This is a genomic window from Runella sp. SP2, from assembly GCF_003711225.1.
Classification (GTDB): Bacteria; Bacteroidota; Bacteroidia; order Cytophagales; family Spirosomataceae; genus Runella.
Window position 1 is genome coordinate 3,907,151 of the sequence record NZ_CP031030.1, and the last position, 18,512, is coordinate 3,925,662.

Consider the following 18,512-nt stretch of genomic DNA (forward strand, 5'->3'; position numbering starts at 1 on the left):
AAATATGTAAATGAATGATGATTAATAGTGATAATTGAGAATGAAGTTACAGTGCGTCAGATTTACCTTGTTGAACACGTAGCGATCATTGTCGTAAGTAGTTCCGATGTTATCTTTCCGAACAATCAAAAGCTGGGCGTCTAACCCTTCCAAAAAACCTTTGAATTGATAGATTACTCCCATATTTAGCTGTGAATAAGAAGGCAATCCGTACTTGTTTAATAACACGTTTTTAACGTCTGAAAGTTTATAATAGCCCCAACTTACTTCCCATTTCAAATTTGGCTTTGGTTTATAAAATGCGTTCAAAGAAAACGCATTGACATCTCCCATCCCTTCGTTTCGTTCGCGTGGCATAAACGTATAAAACGGTTCTCGCCCCCATTCTCGGGGCATCAAATAGCGTCCTTCGGCTGTAATGCGCGTCGCGTTTATGTTGACATCGTATTTGGGCGAACGATACCCCACTCTTCCCGAAAAAACGGCCGAACGGCTATCTGGTGCCATATAGGCTTTGGTTACGTCATGATTTCCTCCGTCTCCGACCGACTGCTGACGAACGGCTTGAAAGCCTGCCACCCAGCCATGTTTATTTTTAAACTTCGACTTCCAATCAACTTGCAAGAAAGCGGTATTGAAGACATTTTCAACGTAAGTATCCCACGCCTGAACCGTCACAGAACCAATCGTTTGGGTGATGCCGCCTACCAATATGCCCTTTGATTCTACGTTGTTGGCATAGGTAGAAGGTTTTCCATCCACCCCCACTCCAACGGGATAAATTCCCATACTTTCTCCCACTCTAAACCACTCAACGGTCGAACGAGGCGAAATTCGGAAGACGTATTCTAGTTGAACTTTGGTATTTTTCCATTCATTAAACTCTACAACTGCGGCTTCCGTCAGTGTTGGGCGCATTCGGCCATCCTGCGGATTGATGAAAGGCGTGCGAGGTACTTGTCGGCCAACGGTTATTTTCGACTTTTTTCCAAAATGATAGCGAAGATATAATTCTTCCAAGCGGTCTAAATCCTCGTGGTCATTAGGCCGTCGAATGTCAAACAACCCCACTTCGTAGCGATTGGTTTGCCCAGTTTTAGCATCAGGTTTGGCTAAGTCAGAAGACATCAAGTTGAACATAAAAAAACCGCTTAGTCCTACTTGAAAACGGTTTAAAATCCGCGGAGTTTCGTACCCAATTCCAGCTCCTATTCCCCAGGCATAGAAATCGCTTAAACCACCTACATTGTTTGTTGCCATGAAGTACGAACGAGCATGTCCATGAAAATGGCCTTTGGCAAAAAAATGGTTTAGGTCTCTCGTTGAGTCTGCGGGAGTTGTCTTGTGCTTATATTGCTGGTCACTATGTACTTGAGCAATTGCTTCATGGAAGACACAAAAGACACTCAACAGCGGAAGTAAAAACGGTACTTTCATACAAATTGCGAGAATTTTATACAAAAGTACCGCCTCTTATTCCCCTATTCCGTGACAATTGTTACACTGTCACAAAAATTGATAATCAACCCCGTGAACCTGCGATAAGAGCGTCTGAGGGGCATCCAAGACCTTCGCTGCTTGTCTCATTTTTGGACTTACGGGCGAAAACTCTTTTAAATATTCTTTCATTACACTATGAAGCGTATAAGAGGTATTCGAGGCTGCTTTCACACCTTTCATGCGGCAAAGCATATCCGCAGGGTCGCCGTCACGCTCGCAGGCGGCAATCGTATAGTTTTTTTCTAATTCAAGTGGTTTGCCGCCAATCATGACTTTTTTTACCCGTTGCCCCACGCGTTCAAAGGCTTTAAACTCTACTTCCATGCCCTTGAAACGCACCACCCATCCGCCAAAACGCTTGGTAGCATCTTGGGCAAATACGTTTTGAAGTTCTTTTTCTAGCCAATCAACCAGCTGCTGACCCGTGGCTTTCCCCACGCGCACGGTCGCATCGACAGGCAACATATCAAAAAGATAGCCTTCCGTAATGGCCACTTTCCCCGAAGCATCAGGCACGCGCGGCGGACAGAACCGAAAGCCATTAGAAAGCACCACTTCGGTATTAACTTTCCATTTGAGGGCATCCACGATGAGTGTATCAATCGTATTTTCAACCACCATATTTCGGTACAAAGGCTCGGTGCTATAGCCAATCACTTGATTGATTTGGTCGTGGTAAGGTTTTTCAATTTCCTCCACCAACTTTTTAATTTCGGGTTTGGCGGGGTATTTTTTGGGATTGACTTCAATAAGTTCGTATTTCTCTCCCACAATTTTTCCGTCAGTTACTTGCAAATCAAGACGCCCAATAAATGACCCAAATGCCCCAGGTTCTACGACTTTGGCATACTCACACTGAATTGGTTTTCTAACCCGCTCGTGGGTATCGGCACCAAAAACATAATCCACTCCTTTGGCATCGGGGTGATTGGCTAAAGCGATTTGCTGCGACAACCCAATGTGCGCCAACACTATCACAAAATCGCACTGTTCTTGCTGCTTCAATACCTCTACCCAGTACTTGATGTTGTCTTCGGGTTTGGTATAAATAATACCTTTGCTATAATAGGGCGACTGTCGAATAGGTACGAGGTGGTCGGTGTAGCCTAAAAAGCCAATTTTAACGCCCAGTTTATGAATAATATGATACGGCTGAAAAACCAGTTCTCCCTTTTTTCCCTCGCCTACATCGTGGTACATGTTGGCGCAAACTTTGGGCGCCATCAAACCTCCCATCAGTTTTTGCATATTTTGTTTGTAGTACACCACTTCCCAGTTGCCAGGCAAATACAAATCATATCCAATGGCATTGAGTAAAGGTACAAATGCCTGTCCCGACGTTTTTACCGAAAGCATACTCCCCTGGAACATATCTCCAGTGTCCATCACAAACGTATTCTCAGGGTTTTGTTTTCGGAGTTGGTCGATGGCCGTCGCTAAATGGGCGTAGCCACCTGCTTTGCGAAAAGCGAGTTGATTATTTTCCCAAAAAAGCTCATCGTGTGCATGAAGTTGGCAATGCACATCGGTGGTTTGGAGCAACGTAATGGTTCCATTTTGGGTCAAAAATGGTTTCATTTCGCTCTTTTTCTCGGCCAATACCTCCGAGCTTTCCGTTACTAATCCAGCCAATAGGCTTGCTTGAATGAATTTTCTTCTTGAGTGCATAAGGTTAGGGTTTAGATTTCTCGTACCTCGAAATGACAAATTAACTCCCTAAAACCCCGCTTTGATATACGCCCAGCCTTCCTCTTGTTTTAGGACTAACTCAGCAATACCAACGGGTACAAAAACCGCACCTGGCAAAATCTCCGATTTGTCGATTTTACGTTGTTTCAAGGTATTTTCACAGACTGCGAACGTCACACCTCGGCCTTTCAATGCTTCAATTTCTTTAGCAGTTTTGGCCTCATTTTTTTTCATAAAACCAATTCCATTGTTATGAACGACCACTTCAATTTGGGCATTTTTCCAATAATCCAATACATTAGCCACTTGTTTGGCCAATGCTTTATGAGCTAACGTATCGCTGGTAGCTAGGTGAAATACTATTTTGTGAACTTTATCGGTTTGTTGGGCAAAACTTTGGTTAACAAAAGCCAAAACGACAACTAATAAGGCAATTAGGTTCTTTTTCATTGAGAACTATGTTAGAGGTTTACGATTTCTTCTTGTGTTTTTCTTTCCACTCTTTGATGGGCTTAAAAGGGCCGTATTTATGTTGCTGTTCCGAAAAAGGGTCGGCATACGGACCAAAAGGATGGTCGAAGGGCTTTCCTGCAATATTGGGCCAATCTTTACTCAAATCTTTGCTAGGACGCGGCATCGAATTGACAAAAGCCGCCACGTCCCACGCTTCTTCGTCCGATAATTGAGGGCGTTCGTAGGTTGCGCCAAAAGGCATGTTGTATTTTACATAGCCCGCCAAATTGGAAAGGCGAAACAAACCTGCACCGTTGTTGTAGCTATGCTCACCCCATAGCGGCGGATAGGTATATGCTCGTCCATCTTGCACCATCACTCCCTCGCCGTTGGCTTGGTGACAGCTTTCGCACTTTTGTTCATACACTACTTTCCCTTTATCTGGGTCGGCGGCGCGCTTCATTAGTTTGAGTTTGTAAATTCCCGAGCCGCGTGGGGTATATTTTTTAGGAACATCACCTCCAATCCATTTGATATAGGCCAAAATTGCTTGCATTTCGCGGCTGGTAGAATCGAGGGCTTTCCCATTAAGGCTACGTTCAAAGCAATCATTTACTCGTTTTATTTGGTTTTCAACCGTTCCTGAGCGTTCACGAAATTTGGGGTAATTGGCTTGTACCGCAAAGTAATTATTGCCCCACGGTTGCGTGCCCGCATTGAGATGGCAGTTTTGACAATTCATCCCGTTGGAGCTTGCTCTTACTTTTCCTTTAGGCCCAAGGTATTCGGCGGTGTGCGCAATTAGCTCTCGGCCATATTCGATTTTTTGTCGCTGCTCGGGTGCGAGTTTTTCCAAACGCCAATCGGCAGGCTGCGTCCAAAGCGCGTGGAAGTTGGTATCATAAGGAGCAACGGCGGTGGTATCTGCCGTTGCGGAGGAGGCAGTATAATTTTTTAGCCAATCTGACGTGCCCAAAATATACGAGCCAATAAGACCTACCGCATACAAAGCGACAGCGATAATTAGCACGGTAAGTACGCGCACAACGTTAAGCAATTTCATACGAACGAATGAGGTTGTAATCGAGGTTGCTAAATTCTATATAATTTTATCCTTGAAATGTGACATTTGTTACAATCAACAAAAAAAGGTGGCCTCTACTAGAGAGACCACCTTCTAAAATAGTGATTTACTTGCTATTTATTAGTAGCTATCGTTTTGTTTAAGATACCCTACTAGGTTCGACGCTCCGTCGATGGCCGTTTGAGGAATCGGGAAAATACGTTTTTTCGGGTCATTGTTGGTCTTTTCAGTCCAAGTTCCTTCATATTTACCGAAACGAATCATGTCCGTACGGCGTTGAGCTTCCCAGTAAAACTCAAATCCACGTTCACGGAAAAGTAAATCGAGGGTCATGCTGGTCAAAGCTGGTGCAGGCGTACCTACTGCCGTGCGAGAAGCCCGTACGGTATTTACATCTGCCAAAGCTCCAGCGGCATCGTTGCTCTTGCGAAGTTTGGCTTCAGCACGCATCAAATACGCATCTGCCAAACGGAAAATCACGAGGTCAGCATCACCAAGGTTACGACCAGACGATGATTTTTTGCTAAACTCATACTTTAATACACGATAGCCAGTGTTGTAATCGCTACCTGCCACGGTAAAGTTTACTTGTTCTGTAAAGTTCACGGCCAAAGTTGGGCGATTACGCGTTACGTTGAAAAGTTTGCCTACTCGGTAGTTGTTTCCACAACGAACAAAAGCACCATTCACGCGAATCAATCCGTACTGCGTTCCGCGCAAAATTCCACGGTTCATTTCAAACTTATCCGCTGCAATACACGAGTCAGCTGGCATTGTCCAGTTTTGCTTAAAAAAGCGAGGATCAATGCCCGCAGGATCCTTTCCTCCGTTTGCCTGAACCCAAGTTTGGTAAAAATCAGAGGTAATGGCAGGGCCGTCGGTTCCGTTTGCAGCAGGGAAAGCAGGCAACGGGAACTGGTCACCCGACAACGAGAAATACGCCATACGGTTGTGTCCGTTGAGTTCGGCGCGTTGTTCTCCTACAAAAATCAACTCTTTGTTCGTATTATTATTTGAGTTAAACATCGAGAAATAATCAGCCGACAAACTATACTGACCTGAGCTGATGATTTTGTCGGTATATTCTATTACTTTATCCATGTCCTCAGATTTGAACTGGAAGCTGGTAGCGTAGCGATCACGATATACAGCGGCGTTGAGGTGCAAACGTGCCAACAAACCCCAAACCGCGCCTTTGGTAAGACGACCTGGGCCGACAGTTGTCAACAAACTCGGTTCAACAGCCAGAAACTCCGCTTTCAAGTACTCAACCGCTTGCTCTCCACGCAAAATCACCGAAAGGCCATTAGGGTCTTCTTTTGAGAAAACCAAGCCAAACAAATCCAACAACAACAAATTATAGTAGGCACGCATCCCACGGGCTTCGGCGATGTAGGTCTTGGCGTTGGTGTCGTTGATATTTGGCAACGCACTCATGGCCGTTACTGCACGTGAAATCCCTTGCGTAAGTAGCAACCAAGTATTTCTTAGGTTAGGATCTGTGCTGGTGTGCGTGTGCTGGTGCATATTCACATAAATTCCATTGTCACCCCAGTCGGTACCTCCCCGATAAGGCAAGATGGCTTCGTCGGTCGAAATTTCTTGGATGGCAAAGTAGTTGGTATGCAAGAAAATGTTAGGCAACTGTGCGTACACAGGGGCAAGGCTACCGTCGGCCGCTTGCTTGTCGGTCAAGCCCGATGCCGATGATTCATCCAGTACTTTTTCAACCAAATCAGTACAACTGTTGAGGGTTAAAAGCGCACAAGAAATGAAGGATATGATGAGTATTTTTTTCATGTTCTTAGAAAGTTAAATTCAGGCTAAAAATAAACGAACGGGCTTTTGGATAGCTCAAATAGTCAATACCAAACGACGAAATACCATTTACCGTACGATCGGTATTTACTTCTGGATCGTAGCCATTGTATTTCGTAATGAGCCACAAGTTCTGACCAGTAATTGAGAATCTCGCCGCCGAAATCCAGTTGTTGATTCCGATTTTCTTGGTGTCGAGGTTATAGCCCAATGTAAGGTTATTAAGGCGGAAGAATGCCCCATCTTTCAAGAAGCGCGTCGAAACTGGCGCGGCGTTGTTGATAGATTCGTTAGGCTCACCTGCCGATTCTGCAATCCCGTTCAAGTTTTTCACCAAACGAGCTTTGTAGAAATACGCGTTTGCGGTGTTGTCATAGATTTTATTCCCTGACACCCCGTTAAAGTTCGCGCCTAAATCAAAACCTTTGTACGCAATACTGGCGTTTAAATTAAACTGACGCGTCGGCAATGCGCTACCCGCTGCGATACGGTCTTTGTCAGTACCACCTGTACCGTCACCGTCGATATCTGCGTATTTGCTCACGCCTTTATCATCAATTCCGATGTACTGACGCAAGTAGAACGTACCAATAGGCTGTCCATTTACATAACCGTTCACGGTAGCAGATGTCAAACCTGGCCCAGTTGCCGAGCCTGAAGTAATCACGGTGTAAGGCGAGTTGTTTACTACGTTTTTGATAAAGGTGATGTTACCACCAATGTCGAAACGAAGGCCACTTTGGGCAATGTGGCGATAGTTCACATCCAACTCCACCCCTTGGTTGGTGATGGTCATGTCAGGAACGTTTGTCCAGTAAGTTGAAGCAGGCTGAATAGGGTCAGCAGGGATAACTTCCAACAAAATTTTGCTCGATACTTTACGGAAATAGTCAACAGACCCCGTCAATGCACCTTTGAACAAACCAAAATCAAGTCCTAAATCCATTTGAGAAGACACTTCCCATTGAATGTCTGGATTGGCTAGGCGAACGAAAGTTGTTCCTGCTGGATAACTCGTTGAAGCATCCAAAGGATAACTTGTGTTTGCCGCTGTACTTGAAGTAAATAGCGCTTGCGTAATTTTTGAGGGAATCTCTTGGTTACCCGTTTGTCCCCAACCTGCGCGAAGTTTCAAATCAGTAAAAGGGCCTGACTGCATGAACGACTCTTCTGACAAGCGCCATCCTGCTGAGAACGACGGAAATACACCGTATTTGTTATTGGCTCCAAATTTACTTGAACCATCAGCACGCACGGTCGCAGTAAATAAGTAGCGGTCTTTGAAGGTATAATTCAAACGAGAGAAAAACGACTGTAATTCGTTGATAACCGCAAAGCCTCCTGGGCGGTTGGTTGCCAGCGTCAGTTCTTGTCCTAAACCTGGGTTATTGGCAGGCTCGATGGGCGAAACTGCAAATTTATTGATACTCCAGTTGCGTCCTGCCAATGTAAACTTCTGGTACGAGTGACCCGCTAAAGCATTGATGCTGTGGTCTCCGAAAGTTTCATTGAACGTAAAATAGTTCTCTACCAACACGTTGCGGTTGTCCAAATAAGTAGCATCCAAACGACCATCTTGCTGCGGCACTGTGCTTGGGAACACCTGTACGTCACGCGTAGAGCTTGAGTTGTCCACCCCAAGGTTCAGTTTATACGTCAAATTTTTCAAGATTTTGAACGAAGGCGAGACACTTCCTACGATACGATTAATCGTAGTAAGGTCTTTGTTCAAATCTAAGGCCAACAACGGATTTGTAAATGCCTGATACCTAGCTGGCAGACCATTTGCATCGCGTGCAGGAAAAGTAGGATTGGCAGAAAGTGCCGAACCTAAAATACTCTCTACTGGAGGCCGATTTGTAATGGTTTGTGTTGCTGTCAGGTTCATATCCACCACTAAGCGCCCATCCATCATTTTCTGCGAAGCATTAAAACGACCAGTATAACGCTTGAGCGAGCTATTTTTAATAATACCTTCTTGGTTTTGAGCCCCCACAGAACCATAATAAGTGAGTTTGTCCGTACCTCCACCAAACGACAAGTTATGGTCTTGGGTAATGGCCTGGCGTGTAATTTCTTTCTGCCAATCGGTATCTGCTTTGAGGTCCTCAAGCGCCCCACCCACAGCCACTACTTGCTTGCGGAATTCATCGGCAGTAAACAAAGGCAAAGCCCTTGCGACGTTAGAAACACCGATGTTTGACGAAACCGAAATGTTAGCCGTTCCTGCTTTTCCTTTTTTGGTAGTAATCAACACCACTCCGTTGGCACCACGTGCACCGTAAATGGCCGTTGCCGACGCATCTTTCAATACGTCAATGGCTTCGATGTCTTGCGGGTTAAGGAAGTTCATTGGGTTGGTCGAGCCACCCGTGCTTGAGTTATCGAGAGGGATTCCGTCAAGTACAAACAACGGCGTACTTCCCGTACGAACCCCACCAGGCCCACGAATGGTAATTGACTGACGACCACCTGGTTCACCACTTGCCGAAGTAACGTTTACCCCTGCCACACGACCTTGAAGAAGTTGCTCAGGAGAGTTGACAATACCACGGTTGAAGTCAGTGCTTTTGAGGGTTTTAAGCGCCCCCGTTGCGTCTTTTTTAGTGGTAGTTCCGTACCCAATTACCACCACTTGCGAAAGCTCCGACGCCGACGATTTGAGAGCTACCTCTACATTGGTGCGGCTTCCTACGGCAATTTCTTGTTTTTCATAGCCAATAAATCCAATCACGAGCACTGCTTTCTCGTCCGAGACCACAATGCTAAAATTTCCGTTTGCGTCGGTATTGGTTCCTTTTTGAGTACCTTTTACCACCACGCTACATCCCACAAGCGGTTCTTTGGTGTCCGCATCCGTCACACGGCCTTTGACAGTGATGTCAGCCACGGAGCGCGGTGCTGCTACGGGCATGTTGGCCTGCACATTGGTAGAAAAAAGCCCCATACATCCTAGCATCAGAATGCTCAATAGAAGCTTTAAAGGAGGAGAATCGAAAAAGTGTTGCATAAAAAAAGGGTTGTTTGAAGTGTTGAATAAGATAATAATAAAAACTTCGCCCATTTGAGGCCGCAAAAGTGGGCAATATTACCCACTGAGACTATCCCTGAGATGTTATGAAATCTTTAAATTATGATTTGTGTATGACAACTGGCTCAATGTCAAGCCATGCCAGTACGGGCATAGCGAAGTACGTTCAAAGTAGGTAATCACAGGGTCGTTTTTGGTTAAATCAGGCACAATGATATAATAATATTTTTTATACGAAAAGCAACATCGTCCTATCTCAAGATGCAAACGTTTGCAATTTTTATTCTTTGGCAAATTGGCATATTCCTCAAAACACAAAACCCCAGTACTACTGCCTAGGCGGCTAGTAATACTGGGGAAAAACTAATTGTTCCCTAAAACCTTACTTTCTAGCTATTTTTTTATCCCTTTATATTTCTACAACTTCTTCAAAGTACTTGGGCACACGTAGTCGGTCAACGTAAAGCGACCCGATTTTGAAATCGCTGCGAAACCGCCAGCAATGTCAATAAGATTGTCGTACCCACGTGACTTGAGAATCGACGAGGCAATCATCGAACGATACCCACCCGCACAGTGAATGTACATGGTTTGGTCTTTTGGAAATTCTGCCATTAACTCACTGATGTAGTCCAACGGTAAGCTTTTAGCGCCGTCAATGTGCTCGGCTGAAAACTCGCCTGGGCGACGAACGTCAATGACCATCACTTTTTCCTCCGCGATTTTATCCGCAAGCTCATCGGGCGTAATCGACGTTATCGTGTCCACTTCTTGTCCTGAGGCCACCCAAGTTTCGATGCCTCCTTCAAGGTAGCCAATCACGTTATCGTAGCCAACGCGCGCCAAACGCAAAATGGCTTCTTCTTCTTGACCTACTTCCGTCACCAGCAAAATTTCTTGCTTCACATCGGGTACCAATGCACCTACCCACGGAGCAAAATCGCCTTTAAGACCAATATTAATAGAATTTGGAATAAACCCTTTGTTGAACACTTGGGCACCGCGCGTATCGAGAATCACCGCACCCGTTTCATTGGCAGCAGCTTCAAAAGCTGCGGCACTCAATGCTTGGGCACCACGCTCCATCACGACGTCAATGCTTTCGTAGCCTTCTTTGTTCATCTTCACGTTTTGCGGAAAATATTGAGGTGGTTTTGCCAAACCGTTGGTTACTTCTTCAATAAACTCCTCTTTGGTCATATTTGCCCGAAGTGCGTAATTAAACTTCTTCTGGTTTCCTAGCAAGTCGGTTGTTTCCTTGCTCATGTTTTTACCACAAGCTGAGCCTGCACCGTGCGCGGGGTAAACCACCACGTCATCGGGTAATGTCATTACTTTGTTCCGAAGTGAATCGTACAGATGACCAGCTAAGTCATTAATGGTCAAATCTGATTTTTGTGCCAAGTCAGGACGACCCACATCCCCAATGAAAAGGGTATCTCCGCTGAACAACGCTTTTTCTTGGCCGTTTTCGTCAATCAACAAATAACAAGTTGACTCCATGGTGTGGCCTGGGGTATGTAACACTTTAAACTTCACTTTTCCCAGTGGAAACTCTTCGCCATCGGTAGCAATGTGTGCCTCAAAACCTGTTTTGGCATTGGGACCATAGACGATTGGCGCTCCCGTTTTTTGAGACAAGTCCAAGTGCCCCGAAACAAAATCGGCGTGAAAGTGTGTTTCAAAAACGTATTTAATTGTTGCGCCGTCTTTGGCTGCACGCTCGATGTACGGTGTCACTTCACGAAGTGGGTCAATCACGGCTACTTCGCCTTCACTTTCAATGTAATAAGCTCCTTGGGCTAAACAACCCGTATAAATTTGTTCGATTTTCATGCGCTTTTGAGAATGTTATTGTTTGTGATGTAAAATTCCAACTTTTATTCGTCTTGTACCGTGACATTGGTCACACAAGTATTTTTTTTAACTGAACATGAGTTCTTTAGCAATGATATATACCCCCATTACCAATACAAACCATCCAAAGGACTTTTTAAGTTTCTCCCCAGGAATGTATTTTGACATGTAAGTCCCGACAAAGATACCCACCACTGACAATGCCGTAAATTCGAGCAAAAAGGGCCAATCGACTTGCATGTTAGACATGTCACCTACGAAACCTATGAGTGATTTGGCTGCAATAATGAGCAACGACGTCCCCACGGCCATTTTCATGGGTAAACGTGCCAATAACACCAAAGCAGGGATAATTAAGAAGCCACCACCCGCTCCAACAATTCCCGTCAAAATTCCTACCACACCGCCTTCAAGGGCAATCAAGGGGTAATTAAATTTCAGTTCTTCAGAATCATTTCCTTTGGCTTCTTTTTTATCTTTAATCATAGAATAAGAAGCAGCCAACATCACAAGGGCAAAAAAGACCATGATGGCAATATTTTTGGTCACTTCAAAGCCGCCTACTGTAAACAATGAACTCGGAATCGAAGGCACCAAATACTTACGTGTAAGATAGACTGCAATGAACGACGGAATCGCGAAAACAATCGCCGCACGGTAATTGACCAACTCCTTACGCATGTAAGAAAACGAACCGACCAACGACGTTGACCCTACGATAAACAGCGAATAAGCCGTTGATGTAACTGGGTTAAGATGAAGAAGATACACTAAAACGGGAAGGGTAAGAATACTACCTCCTCCTCCGATAAGACCAAGGCTAACCCCAATCAAAATAGAGGCTCCAAAACCGAAAATTTCTAACGTGCTCATACGCTTGCAGAAGGATTGAATGATGCTGCAAAAGTAGAGCGACGCTTACGGGCAGTAAGTGATAATTATCACAAAGGCTCTTTTTTTTACAATAATTCAATTTTATTGCGTGAAAGCTTTACACGACCGAGTTTTTCGAGTTGTTTGAGCAAACGTGAAATTACTTCGCGCGACGTAGCCAATTCGCCCGCAATTTCTTCGTGCGTTACCGTAAACACGCTGCATCCGCATTGTTTTGATTTGCGTTGCAATAAGCTCAAAAGACGTTCATCGAGCTTTCGGAAGGCAATTTGGTCGATGGCTCCCAACAAATCGTCGAATCGTTTTTGGTAAGTAGAAAACACAAATTGTTTCCACGAGGAGTATTTCGACACCCATTCTTCAACTTTCTCGACGGGAACAGAAATTAGTTTTGTTTTTTCTTCCGCTACGGCGGTGATTTCACTTTTACGACGGTTCAAACAACAAGTTAATGACATCGCGCACGAATCCATTCCTCCTAAATAATATAGCAATGCCTCTCGACCGTCGGTATCCGAACGCAAAATTTTGATAGAACCACTCAAAATAATGGGTACACTACGAATATAAGCACCTGGGCGCATCAGTACGTGCCCTTCTTCGATTTCCATGTAGGTGCCTACTTGGGCTAATTCTTTGAGCATATTTAGCTCAAACAAACCGTTAAAACGCGAGTGAAGAAATTCTATGTCTATTTGCATGAAATTTGCGATTGGGGTGTTTTTTATCAATAACGCCGTTCGCAAAATAATTAACTTTTTTTGATTTGAGTTCCAAAAACAGCCTTGTAGAGTCTGATTTCCTTTCCCAACTACTCATGCGGTCTGACCGAGACGGTGGTCAGATGACAGTCAGACCACCCCAATTTGCAAGAAACACTCATGCGGTCTGACTATCGTCTGACCACCCCGATTTGCAAGAAACTACTTATGCGGTCTGACTGTCGTCTGACCGAGACGGTGGTCAGATGACAGTCAGACCACCCCACGCACTACATCGCAGGAGCTTTCACAATGGCATCAAAAATCCCCGTCAAAACCTGCCCGTTTCGCTTGATTTGCAAGAAAATACGGTATTGTCCTTCCTTGGGAAAAGCGTACGGGAACACAATTCGGTTTTCGTGTTTCATGCTGCCCATTTCGTGCGCGTTCATGCCCGTCATGGTTTGCATCAACAATTGGTCACGCTCCGAAGGTGTCATTGCCTTGAGGCTTGCCACGTAGCGGTCGATGCTATCTCGGAAAATCTTAGGAGAAGTTGTAACGCGATAAATTTTGGTTGTATCAGCAATTCGACTCTGCATACTTTGTTGGGCGGCCATTGAGTACGTTCCTACAGGATGCAAATGAATATACACTTTCCCGTCCGACTTCACAATAGCCGCGTGGCCGTTCATACCCAAATACGGCTCCAAAACCGCAGCTTTTCCACTAGGGTCAAACACTTCAAATGCCAATTGGTAGGGTTTTCCTGCTTCAAAAGCGACGTTCGATTTTCCCTCCCACACGACCGTAGAGCCATCTTTTAGCTTGGTGCTTGTTCCAGGTTTTCCGCATATTACCACGTTTTCATCCACAGGAATCCGCTTGGGGTTGTTCAGCGGATCCGATACTACGTATGTATCTTCAGGGTCTGTTTTGGGAAAAATGTTTCCTTGAATGGCAGGAATTTCGACTGTATCGGTGATGGTTTCCGTAAATCCCGAGCGTTGCACAATATCGGCATAGACGAGGTACTTACCTCCGGGAAGTTTTGGCAAATACGCCTCAAACGTAGCAGTATCTCGTCGCTCGGGATGAAGATGGGCAAAGGCGTCTAAGGTGTGTTGACGTACCAAAAATAAGTGCATCAATTTCCCGTGATCGGGTATCAAAAAACTCAGGGTGGTTCGTTGCCGCGTTTTGAGTAAATGCGTCGTATCAATTTTGAGCTGGAAAAGTCGCTCACCGCTTTGGTTCACCACCACAGCTTTCCCTTCTAAAGGTTTGTACAAATGTTGTTTATAGTCATCAGCCCAGCTACTCCACCAGCTACTTCCGCCGTACAAAATGAGCGTACAGGCCACCACAGCAACGCCCATATTGATTAATCGAGCGCGTTTTTGCTTGGTCGTCAACGATTCTCCTGCTTTCAATAACCCATCGCTGGCACTGGCGCCGATTGTAGTTACTAGCAGCACCACCAACAACAATCCCAGCACGCTCAACAACACCCCCAAACCCGCAGGCATCTCGCGTTGAGCCGTTGAAATAGCCGCAATGGGCACCACCAATTCACTTTTCCCTTTATCTCCTTCGATGGTGATTTGGACACTTGACGCCCCTCCCGCCATCAACCACACAACACCCTGAAATTGACCAACTTGACCAGCAACAGCCGAAAGTTCATCGGCCGAAGGAGCGCCTTCATCTCCCGTTCGGAAATAAATCGGGCGCGCCATTACTTTTTTGGCATTTCCTTCTTCCACGTACACCGTCACATTCGCCGTTCCTGGAATCACATCGGGTGGCATCAAACTCACCAACACCCGATACCCACCTGCTTGTCCTTGGTACAACACACCCGAACTTCCAACGTGCGCCTGCACTTGCATGGCTAAAAACAGGGCAATAATGCCGAAAAAAGCAGCAACTTTTCTAATTTCTATCCTTTTCATACGTATCTTCTCCCCTCTTTTATCGTTGAATAGTTCGCATCCATTTTCCCCACGCCAAGCCAATCCGAGACGACACGTAGCCGAAGCCCAACGCATATACCATTCCCAGCGCAAACTGTGAAGTGGTTTGTAATGTCCAAGGGGCAAATTTGTAGCGGTATTCCCAGTTGGGGTCGTTCCCAAAATAATAATAGTGTGTTCCAAAAATCCAGTTACGAGAATAGGGAGATTCGCGTAAAAAGCTCCCAAAAGGCCATTGTACCAACAACAAAACAAGTACAAAGGCCAGGCTCATAAGGGCGGCCAACTTCCAATCGTTTAGGTATGCAAAGCGGTGCATGAGCCAGTCCATCGCTAATGCAGGCAGTAACAACAAAATTGGGAAAGCGAATCCTTGGTAATGGTCAAAGTGATTCCAAATGGGACCTAATTTAGGTTCAGCAGGAAACAACGGAATAATCCAGAGCGTCAAGCACATCAAAGCAGTGTAAACGGCCGTCACGGAAGTCATCGCCCAACGTCCACCATTGCCCCGCCCTAGTGCCAGCAAAAAGATAGGAAACGCCATGGCCGACAATTTATAAAAACTCGCGTTGTGCATTTCCCAGCTCCCAAGTTCTTCCGACAACAAAGTGTACCACATCGTCATCAAAAAACCGCCCGAAAGCGCAAACATCAGGTTGAGGCGTTTAAGCCGACGTTGTGAAAAATCTGTGTCTATTTGCCCAGTTTTCATCTGGTTTTTAACCGACATCACGCTCACAATTGCTCCAAATTGCACCCCAATGATTCCCAAAGCCAATACCGTATGTGGCGGGGAGAGAATCTGAACATCTAGGCCGTAAGTATCGTGCCACCAATCATCGAAAGGAGCCGATGTAAGCATCATCATCGCCCCCCAAATACAAAACAACGCCCCCAATGAGCTGTAGAAAAAGCCCCAAATCTTAACGCTTTTGGCTTTTTCGCCTGTACTGCCCTTGAAAGTAGTATATAACACTTGGTAGCCCGAAAAAAGCCCAGACACAACCGCTCCCACGTAAATCACCACGTGCGGAGGCGACAGCAGCCCATCGCGGCCAATGCTCATGTGCCAACAAATGTCCCAAATCAAGCCCGTAATCACACAGAGCGACGAAAACACAACGGCGTATAAATAAGGGGGAATGTTAAGAAAAAAATCTCGGCTCGAAACAGCGGATTCATAACGAGAAGATTCGCCTGCGGCAGGCGACAAAGAACTGTCCATAACTGCAAGGGTTGTTGTTAGGTGTTATTGATGAATACTGGCTCTAAACAGAATTAGGCCATGAAACTACGAAAAACCTACGACAACTCTGTACGGTTATTCCCCCATCCAAAGCCGAAATTCTCCCGATTTATCTCGGCTGATAAACACTTCTTCGACAGTAGCGGGTTTTAAGTCGAGTTTTAGGCGGCTATTAAAATGTAGGTGGACCTTATCCACGGCTTTGGCACAAAGAATAATCTGGCGGTTGGCCCGAAAAAAACAACTAGGATTGAGGATACACTCTAATTCATCCAAAGTATAATCAATCACGTACGAACGTTCGTCCCAAGTTTTAACAAATGTCAGACGTTCTTGGCTGTAAAAATAGGCAATATCTTCAACCGCAATAGGAACCAAGCGAGAGCCTTGTTTCAACAAAAAACGTTCGCGATAGTCGGTTTGCGGCAGCTTCGTTTGTTTAATTGCATTCACCAGCTCATTGATGCTCAACGAATTATCCGACGTATTTCCGTAGAGTTTTTTTAGTTCCTTAAATTTTTGCAAACTGCGTTGAAGGGCTTTTTCATCAATGGGTTTAAGCAGATAATCAATGCTATTGACCCGAAATGCCTGAATCGCGTATTCGTTGTAGGCTGTCGTAAAAATGACGGGGCTTTTTACTTCTACTTGATTGAAAATCTCAAAACTTTGCCCGTCCACCAGCTCAATGTCCATCAGCAACAAGTCAGGGCTTTCATTGGCCTGCAACCACGCCACCGACGCCTCCACGCTGTCGAGCATGGTCAAAACCTCGATGCTTTCGTCGCATTCTTGTACCATGGCCTTTAGTTGTCGAGCCGCCAAGGCTTCGTCTTCAATAATGATTACTTTCATAGTCGGTTACACTCAATACATTGCCCCCGCTGTCACAGCTACGTCGATGAGGGGGAGTTTCACTTCAAACACATCTTCTTTCTTGTATATTTGAACCTGTGGTTGGCGCAGGAGGCTGTATTTAGAAGTAATATTTACCAACCCTTTTTGGCTCGATGGCATAGCATTATTGGGTTTACACTGCAAGTTATTTTGCACCACCAACTCCCCCATCTTATTCGTAAATATTTTGATATGCAGAGGTTTAGAAACCGAAACGATGTTATGTTTTACGGCATTTTCAACCAAAAGTTGCAGCGTCAAAGGTGGAATGTGCGCGTACCGAAAAGCGGGGTCAATATTAACCTCAAGCGAAATACCATCTTCAAAACGGGTTTTTAACAGCCCAAAATAGGCGTGAGTAAATTCCAGCTCTTTTTCGAGCGAAATCAGCTGTTGTTCATTGCTTTGTAACAAATACCGATACACCTGCGACAAGTCTCCGATAAACTTCACCGCCGTTTTGTTTTCGTTGGACTTCACCAACGCTTGAAGCGTATTGAGGCTATTGAATAAAAAGTGTGGTTGCACTTGGTTTTTAAGCGAATCGAGTTGCATTTCTAAGTTGGCGCGGCTCAATTCTTCCGTTTCTCGCTTGCTAATCAACCATTCACGAAAGAAATAACGGCTTTCATACACCGCAAAAATGATGGCCAAATAAAACAAATTGAGCCCAACCATGAATAAGGTTTCGGGGTGAAGCCAATCAAATTTAGGATAATTGCTATAGACAAAATAATCGAAGAAAAGTAAACGCTGAATCACCAAAACAACCACCGCAGGGATACTCAATAACCCCAAAGCGATAAGTCGTTGTCGTACTTTTTCTAGCCCTGGATTTCGGTGCCGCACCGCTACAATGAGCCAACGACCCATAAACCACGAAAAATAAACCGAAGCAAGGCTTGCCATCAAAAACTTCGCGGCCGTCCAGTTGTCTTTGCAAAGGGTAGGTAAATTAAAAAAAACCGTCGCCACCGCCCATAGTACCAAGGGGCCGAGAAATAGGAGTTTTCTATCGTTTAAGCGGGTTCTCATACGGGTGAATCAACGGTCATTAACAAAAATAAACACTTGCGCGCGCAAGTCTCGTTGTTTGCGTACGAAAGTGCTAATTTAGAAACTGAACCGTCGTAAATACTAAATCAACGGTTAGATGATGGGTCGAGTACGGGGACAACGTTCGGGTGTCTTTTTACAACAAACCAAGTCCCCCTCTTTGCATTTAGGCGTTGACGATTTGATGGCCGACTGATGCAGGATTTCTTTGAGCGAAACCGATTCGGAACTAATACTACAGCTACTAATGAAAAGTACGCCGATGAATAGCCAACTTTTTTTCCAAGGTAGTTTTTGAGCCATGGAC

General features: G+C 45.1%; 14 protein-coding genes. All 14 read right to left on the reverse strand.

Annotated elements, in window-relative coordinates; all coding sequences use genetic code 11:
- Positions 1–21: 21 nt before the first annotated feature.
- Positions 22–1,437, reverse strand: a complete 1,416-nt coding sequence (locus DTQ70_RS15605) for an OprD family outer membrane porin (RefSeq protein WP_122931668.1) — start codon at positions 1,435–1,437, stop codon at positions 22–24.
- A 69-nt stretch (positions 1,438–1,506) separates the two neighbouring features.
- Entirely contained in the window at positions 1,507–3,168 is a 1,662-nt protein-coding gene (locus DTQ70_RS15610) for a bifunctional UDP-sugar hydrolase/5'-nucleotidase (RefSeq protein WP_122931669.1), read from the reverse strand.
- Positions 3,169–3,216: 48 nt separating this feature from the next.
- Complete coding sequence (locus DTQ70_RS15615; RefSeq protein WP_122931670.1) at positions 3,217–3,639, reverse strand: DsrE family protein; 423 nt, start codon at positions 3,637–3,639, stop codon at positions 3,217–3,219.
- Between the two features lie 19 nt (positions 3,640–3,658).
- Positions 3,659–4,705 carry a c-type cytochrome gene (locus tag DTQ70_RS15620; RefSeq protein ID WP_122931671.1) on the reverse strand — a complete coding sequence of 349 codons (1,047 nt, stop codon included), beginning with the start codon at positions 4,703–4,705 and terminating at the stop codon, positions 3,659–3,661.
- Between the two features lie 141 nt (positions 4,706–4,846).
- Positions 4,847–6,526 carry a RagB/SusD family nutrient uptake outer membrane protein gene (locus tag DTQ70_RS15625; protein WP_122931672.1) on the reverse strand — a complete coding sequence of 560 codons (1,680 nt, stop codon included), beginning with the start codon at positions 6,524–6,526 and terminating at the stop codon, positions 4,847–4,849.
- Between the two features lie 4 nt (positions 6,527–6,530).
- Positions 6,531–9,491 (reverse strand): TonB-dependent receptor, encoded by a 2,961-nt coding sequence (locus DTQ70_RS15630; RefSeq protein WP_229600152.1) that lies wholly within the window; start codon positions 9,489–9,491, stop codon positions 6,531–6,533.
- 501 nt (positions 9,492–9,992) lie between these two features.
- Complete coding sequence (locus tag DTQ70_RS15635) at positions 9,993–11,411, reverse strand: rhodanese-like domain-containing protein (RefSeq protein WP_122931673.1); 1,419 nt, start codon at positions 11,409–11,411, stop codon at positions 9,993–9,995.
- Positions 11,412–11,498: 87 nt separating this feature from the next.
- Complete coding sequence (locus tag DTQ70_RS15640; protein ID WP_122931674.1) at positions 11,499–12,305, reverse strand: sulfite exporter TauE/SafE family protein; 807 nt, start codon at positions 12,303–12,305, stop codon at positions 11,499–11,501.
- Positions 12,306–12,391: 86 nt separating this feature from the next.
- Complete coding sequence (locus DTQ70_RS15645) at positions 12,392–13,027, reverse strand: Crp/Fnr family transcriptional regulator (protein WP_122934431.1); 636 nt, start codon at positions 13,025–13,027, stop codon at positions 12,392–12,394.
- Between the two features lie 290 nt (positions 13,028–13,317).
- The gene (locus DTQ70_RS15650) at positions 13,318–14,982 is read right to left on the reverse strand and encodes a hypothetical protein (RefSeq protein WP_229599952.1); all 1,665 of its coding nucleotides are present in this window, start codon (positions 14,980–14,982) and stop codon (positions 13,318–13,320) included.
- 19 nt (positions 14,983–15,001) lie between these two features.
- Positions 15,002–16,231 carry a hypothetical protein gene (locus tag DTQ70_RS15655; protein WP_206019527.1) on the reverse strand — a complete coding sequence of 410 codons (1,230 nt, stop codon included), beginning with the start codon at positions 16,229–16,231 and terminating at the stop codon, positions 15,002–15,004.
- Positions 16,232–16,327: 96 nt separating this feature from the next.
- Positions 16,328–17,107, reverse strand: a complete 780-nt coding sequence (locus tag DTQ70_RS15660; protein ID WP_122931676.1) for a LytTR family DNA-binding domain-containing protein — start codon at positions 17,105–17,107, stop codon at positions 16,328–16,330.
- A 12-nt stretch (positions 17,108–17,119) separates the two neighbouring features.
- Complete coding sequence (locus DTQ70_RS15665) at positions 17,120–18,184, reverse strand: sensor histidine kinase (protein WP_122931677.1); 1,065 nt, start codon at positions 18,182–18,184, stop codon at positions 17,120–17,122.
- A 114-nt stretch (positions 18,185–18,298) separates the two neighbouring features.
- Positions 18,299–18,508 carry a hypothetical protein gene (locus DTQ70_RS15670; protein WP_122931678.1) on the reverse strand — a complete coding sequence of 70 codons (210 nt, stop codon included), beginning with the start codon at positions 18,506–18,508 and terminating at the stop codon, positions 18,299–18,301.
- Positions 18,509–18,512: the final 4 nt, after the last annotated feature.

Coding starts and splice junctions, on each gene's coding strand:
- DTQ70_RS15620 (WP_122931671.1), bottom strand. CDS start 4,705: ATGAAATTGCTTAACGTTGTGCGCGTACTTACCGTGCTAATTATCGCT.
- DTQ70_RS15660 (WP_122931676.1), bottom strand. CDS start 17,107: ATGAAAGTAATCATTATTGAAGACGAAGCCTTGGCGGCTCGACAACTA.
- DTQ70_RS15635 (WP_122931673.1), bottom strand. CDS start 11,411: ATGAAAATCGAACAAATTTATACGGGTTGTTTAGCCCAAGGAGCTTAT.
- DTQ70_RS15650 (WP_229599952.1), bottom strand. CDS start 14,982: ATGAAAAGGATAGAAATTAGAAAAGTTGCTGCTTTTTTCGGCATTATT.
- DTQ70_RS15640 (WP_122931674.1), bottom strand. CDS start 12,305: ATGAGCACGTTAGAAATTTTCGGTTTTGGAGCCTCTATTTTGATTGGG.
- DTQ70_RS15630 (WP_229600152.1), bottom strand. CDS start 9,491: ATGGGGCTTTTTTCTACCAATGTGCAGGCCAACATGCCCGTAGCAGCA.
- DTQ70_RS15670 (WP_122931678.1), bottom strand. CDS start 18,508: ATGGCTCAAAAACTACCTTGGAAAAAAAGTTGGCTATTCATCGGCGTA.
- DTQ70_RS15610 (WP_122931669.1), bottom strand. CDS start 3,168: ATGCACTCAAGAAGAAAATTCATTCAAGCAAGCCTATTGGCTGGATTA.
- DTQ70_RS15665 (WP_122931677.1), bottom strand. CDS start 18,184: ATGAGAACCCGCTTAAACGATAGAAAACTCCTATTTCTCGGCCCCTTG.
- DTQ70_RS15655 (WP_206019527.1), bottom strand. CDS start 16,231: ATGGACAGTTCTTTGTCGCCTGCCGCAGGCGAATCTTCTCGTTATGAA.
- DTQ70_RS15645 (WP_122934431.1), bottom strand. CDS start 13,027: ATGCAAATAGACATAGAATTTCTTCACTCGCGTTTTAACGGTTTGTTT.
- DTQ70_RS15615 (WP_122931670.1), bottom strand. CDS start 3,639: ATGAAAAAGAACCTAATTGCCTTATTAGTTGTCGTTTTGGCTTTTGTT.
- DTQ70_RS15605 (WP_122931668.1), bottom strand. CDS start 1,437: ATGAAAGTACCGTTTTTACTTCCGCTGTTGAGTGTCTTTTGTGTCTTC.
- DTQ70_RS15625 (WP_122931672.1), bottom strand. CDS start 6,526: ATGAAAAAAATACTCATCATATCCTTCATTTCTTGTGCGCTTTTAACC.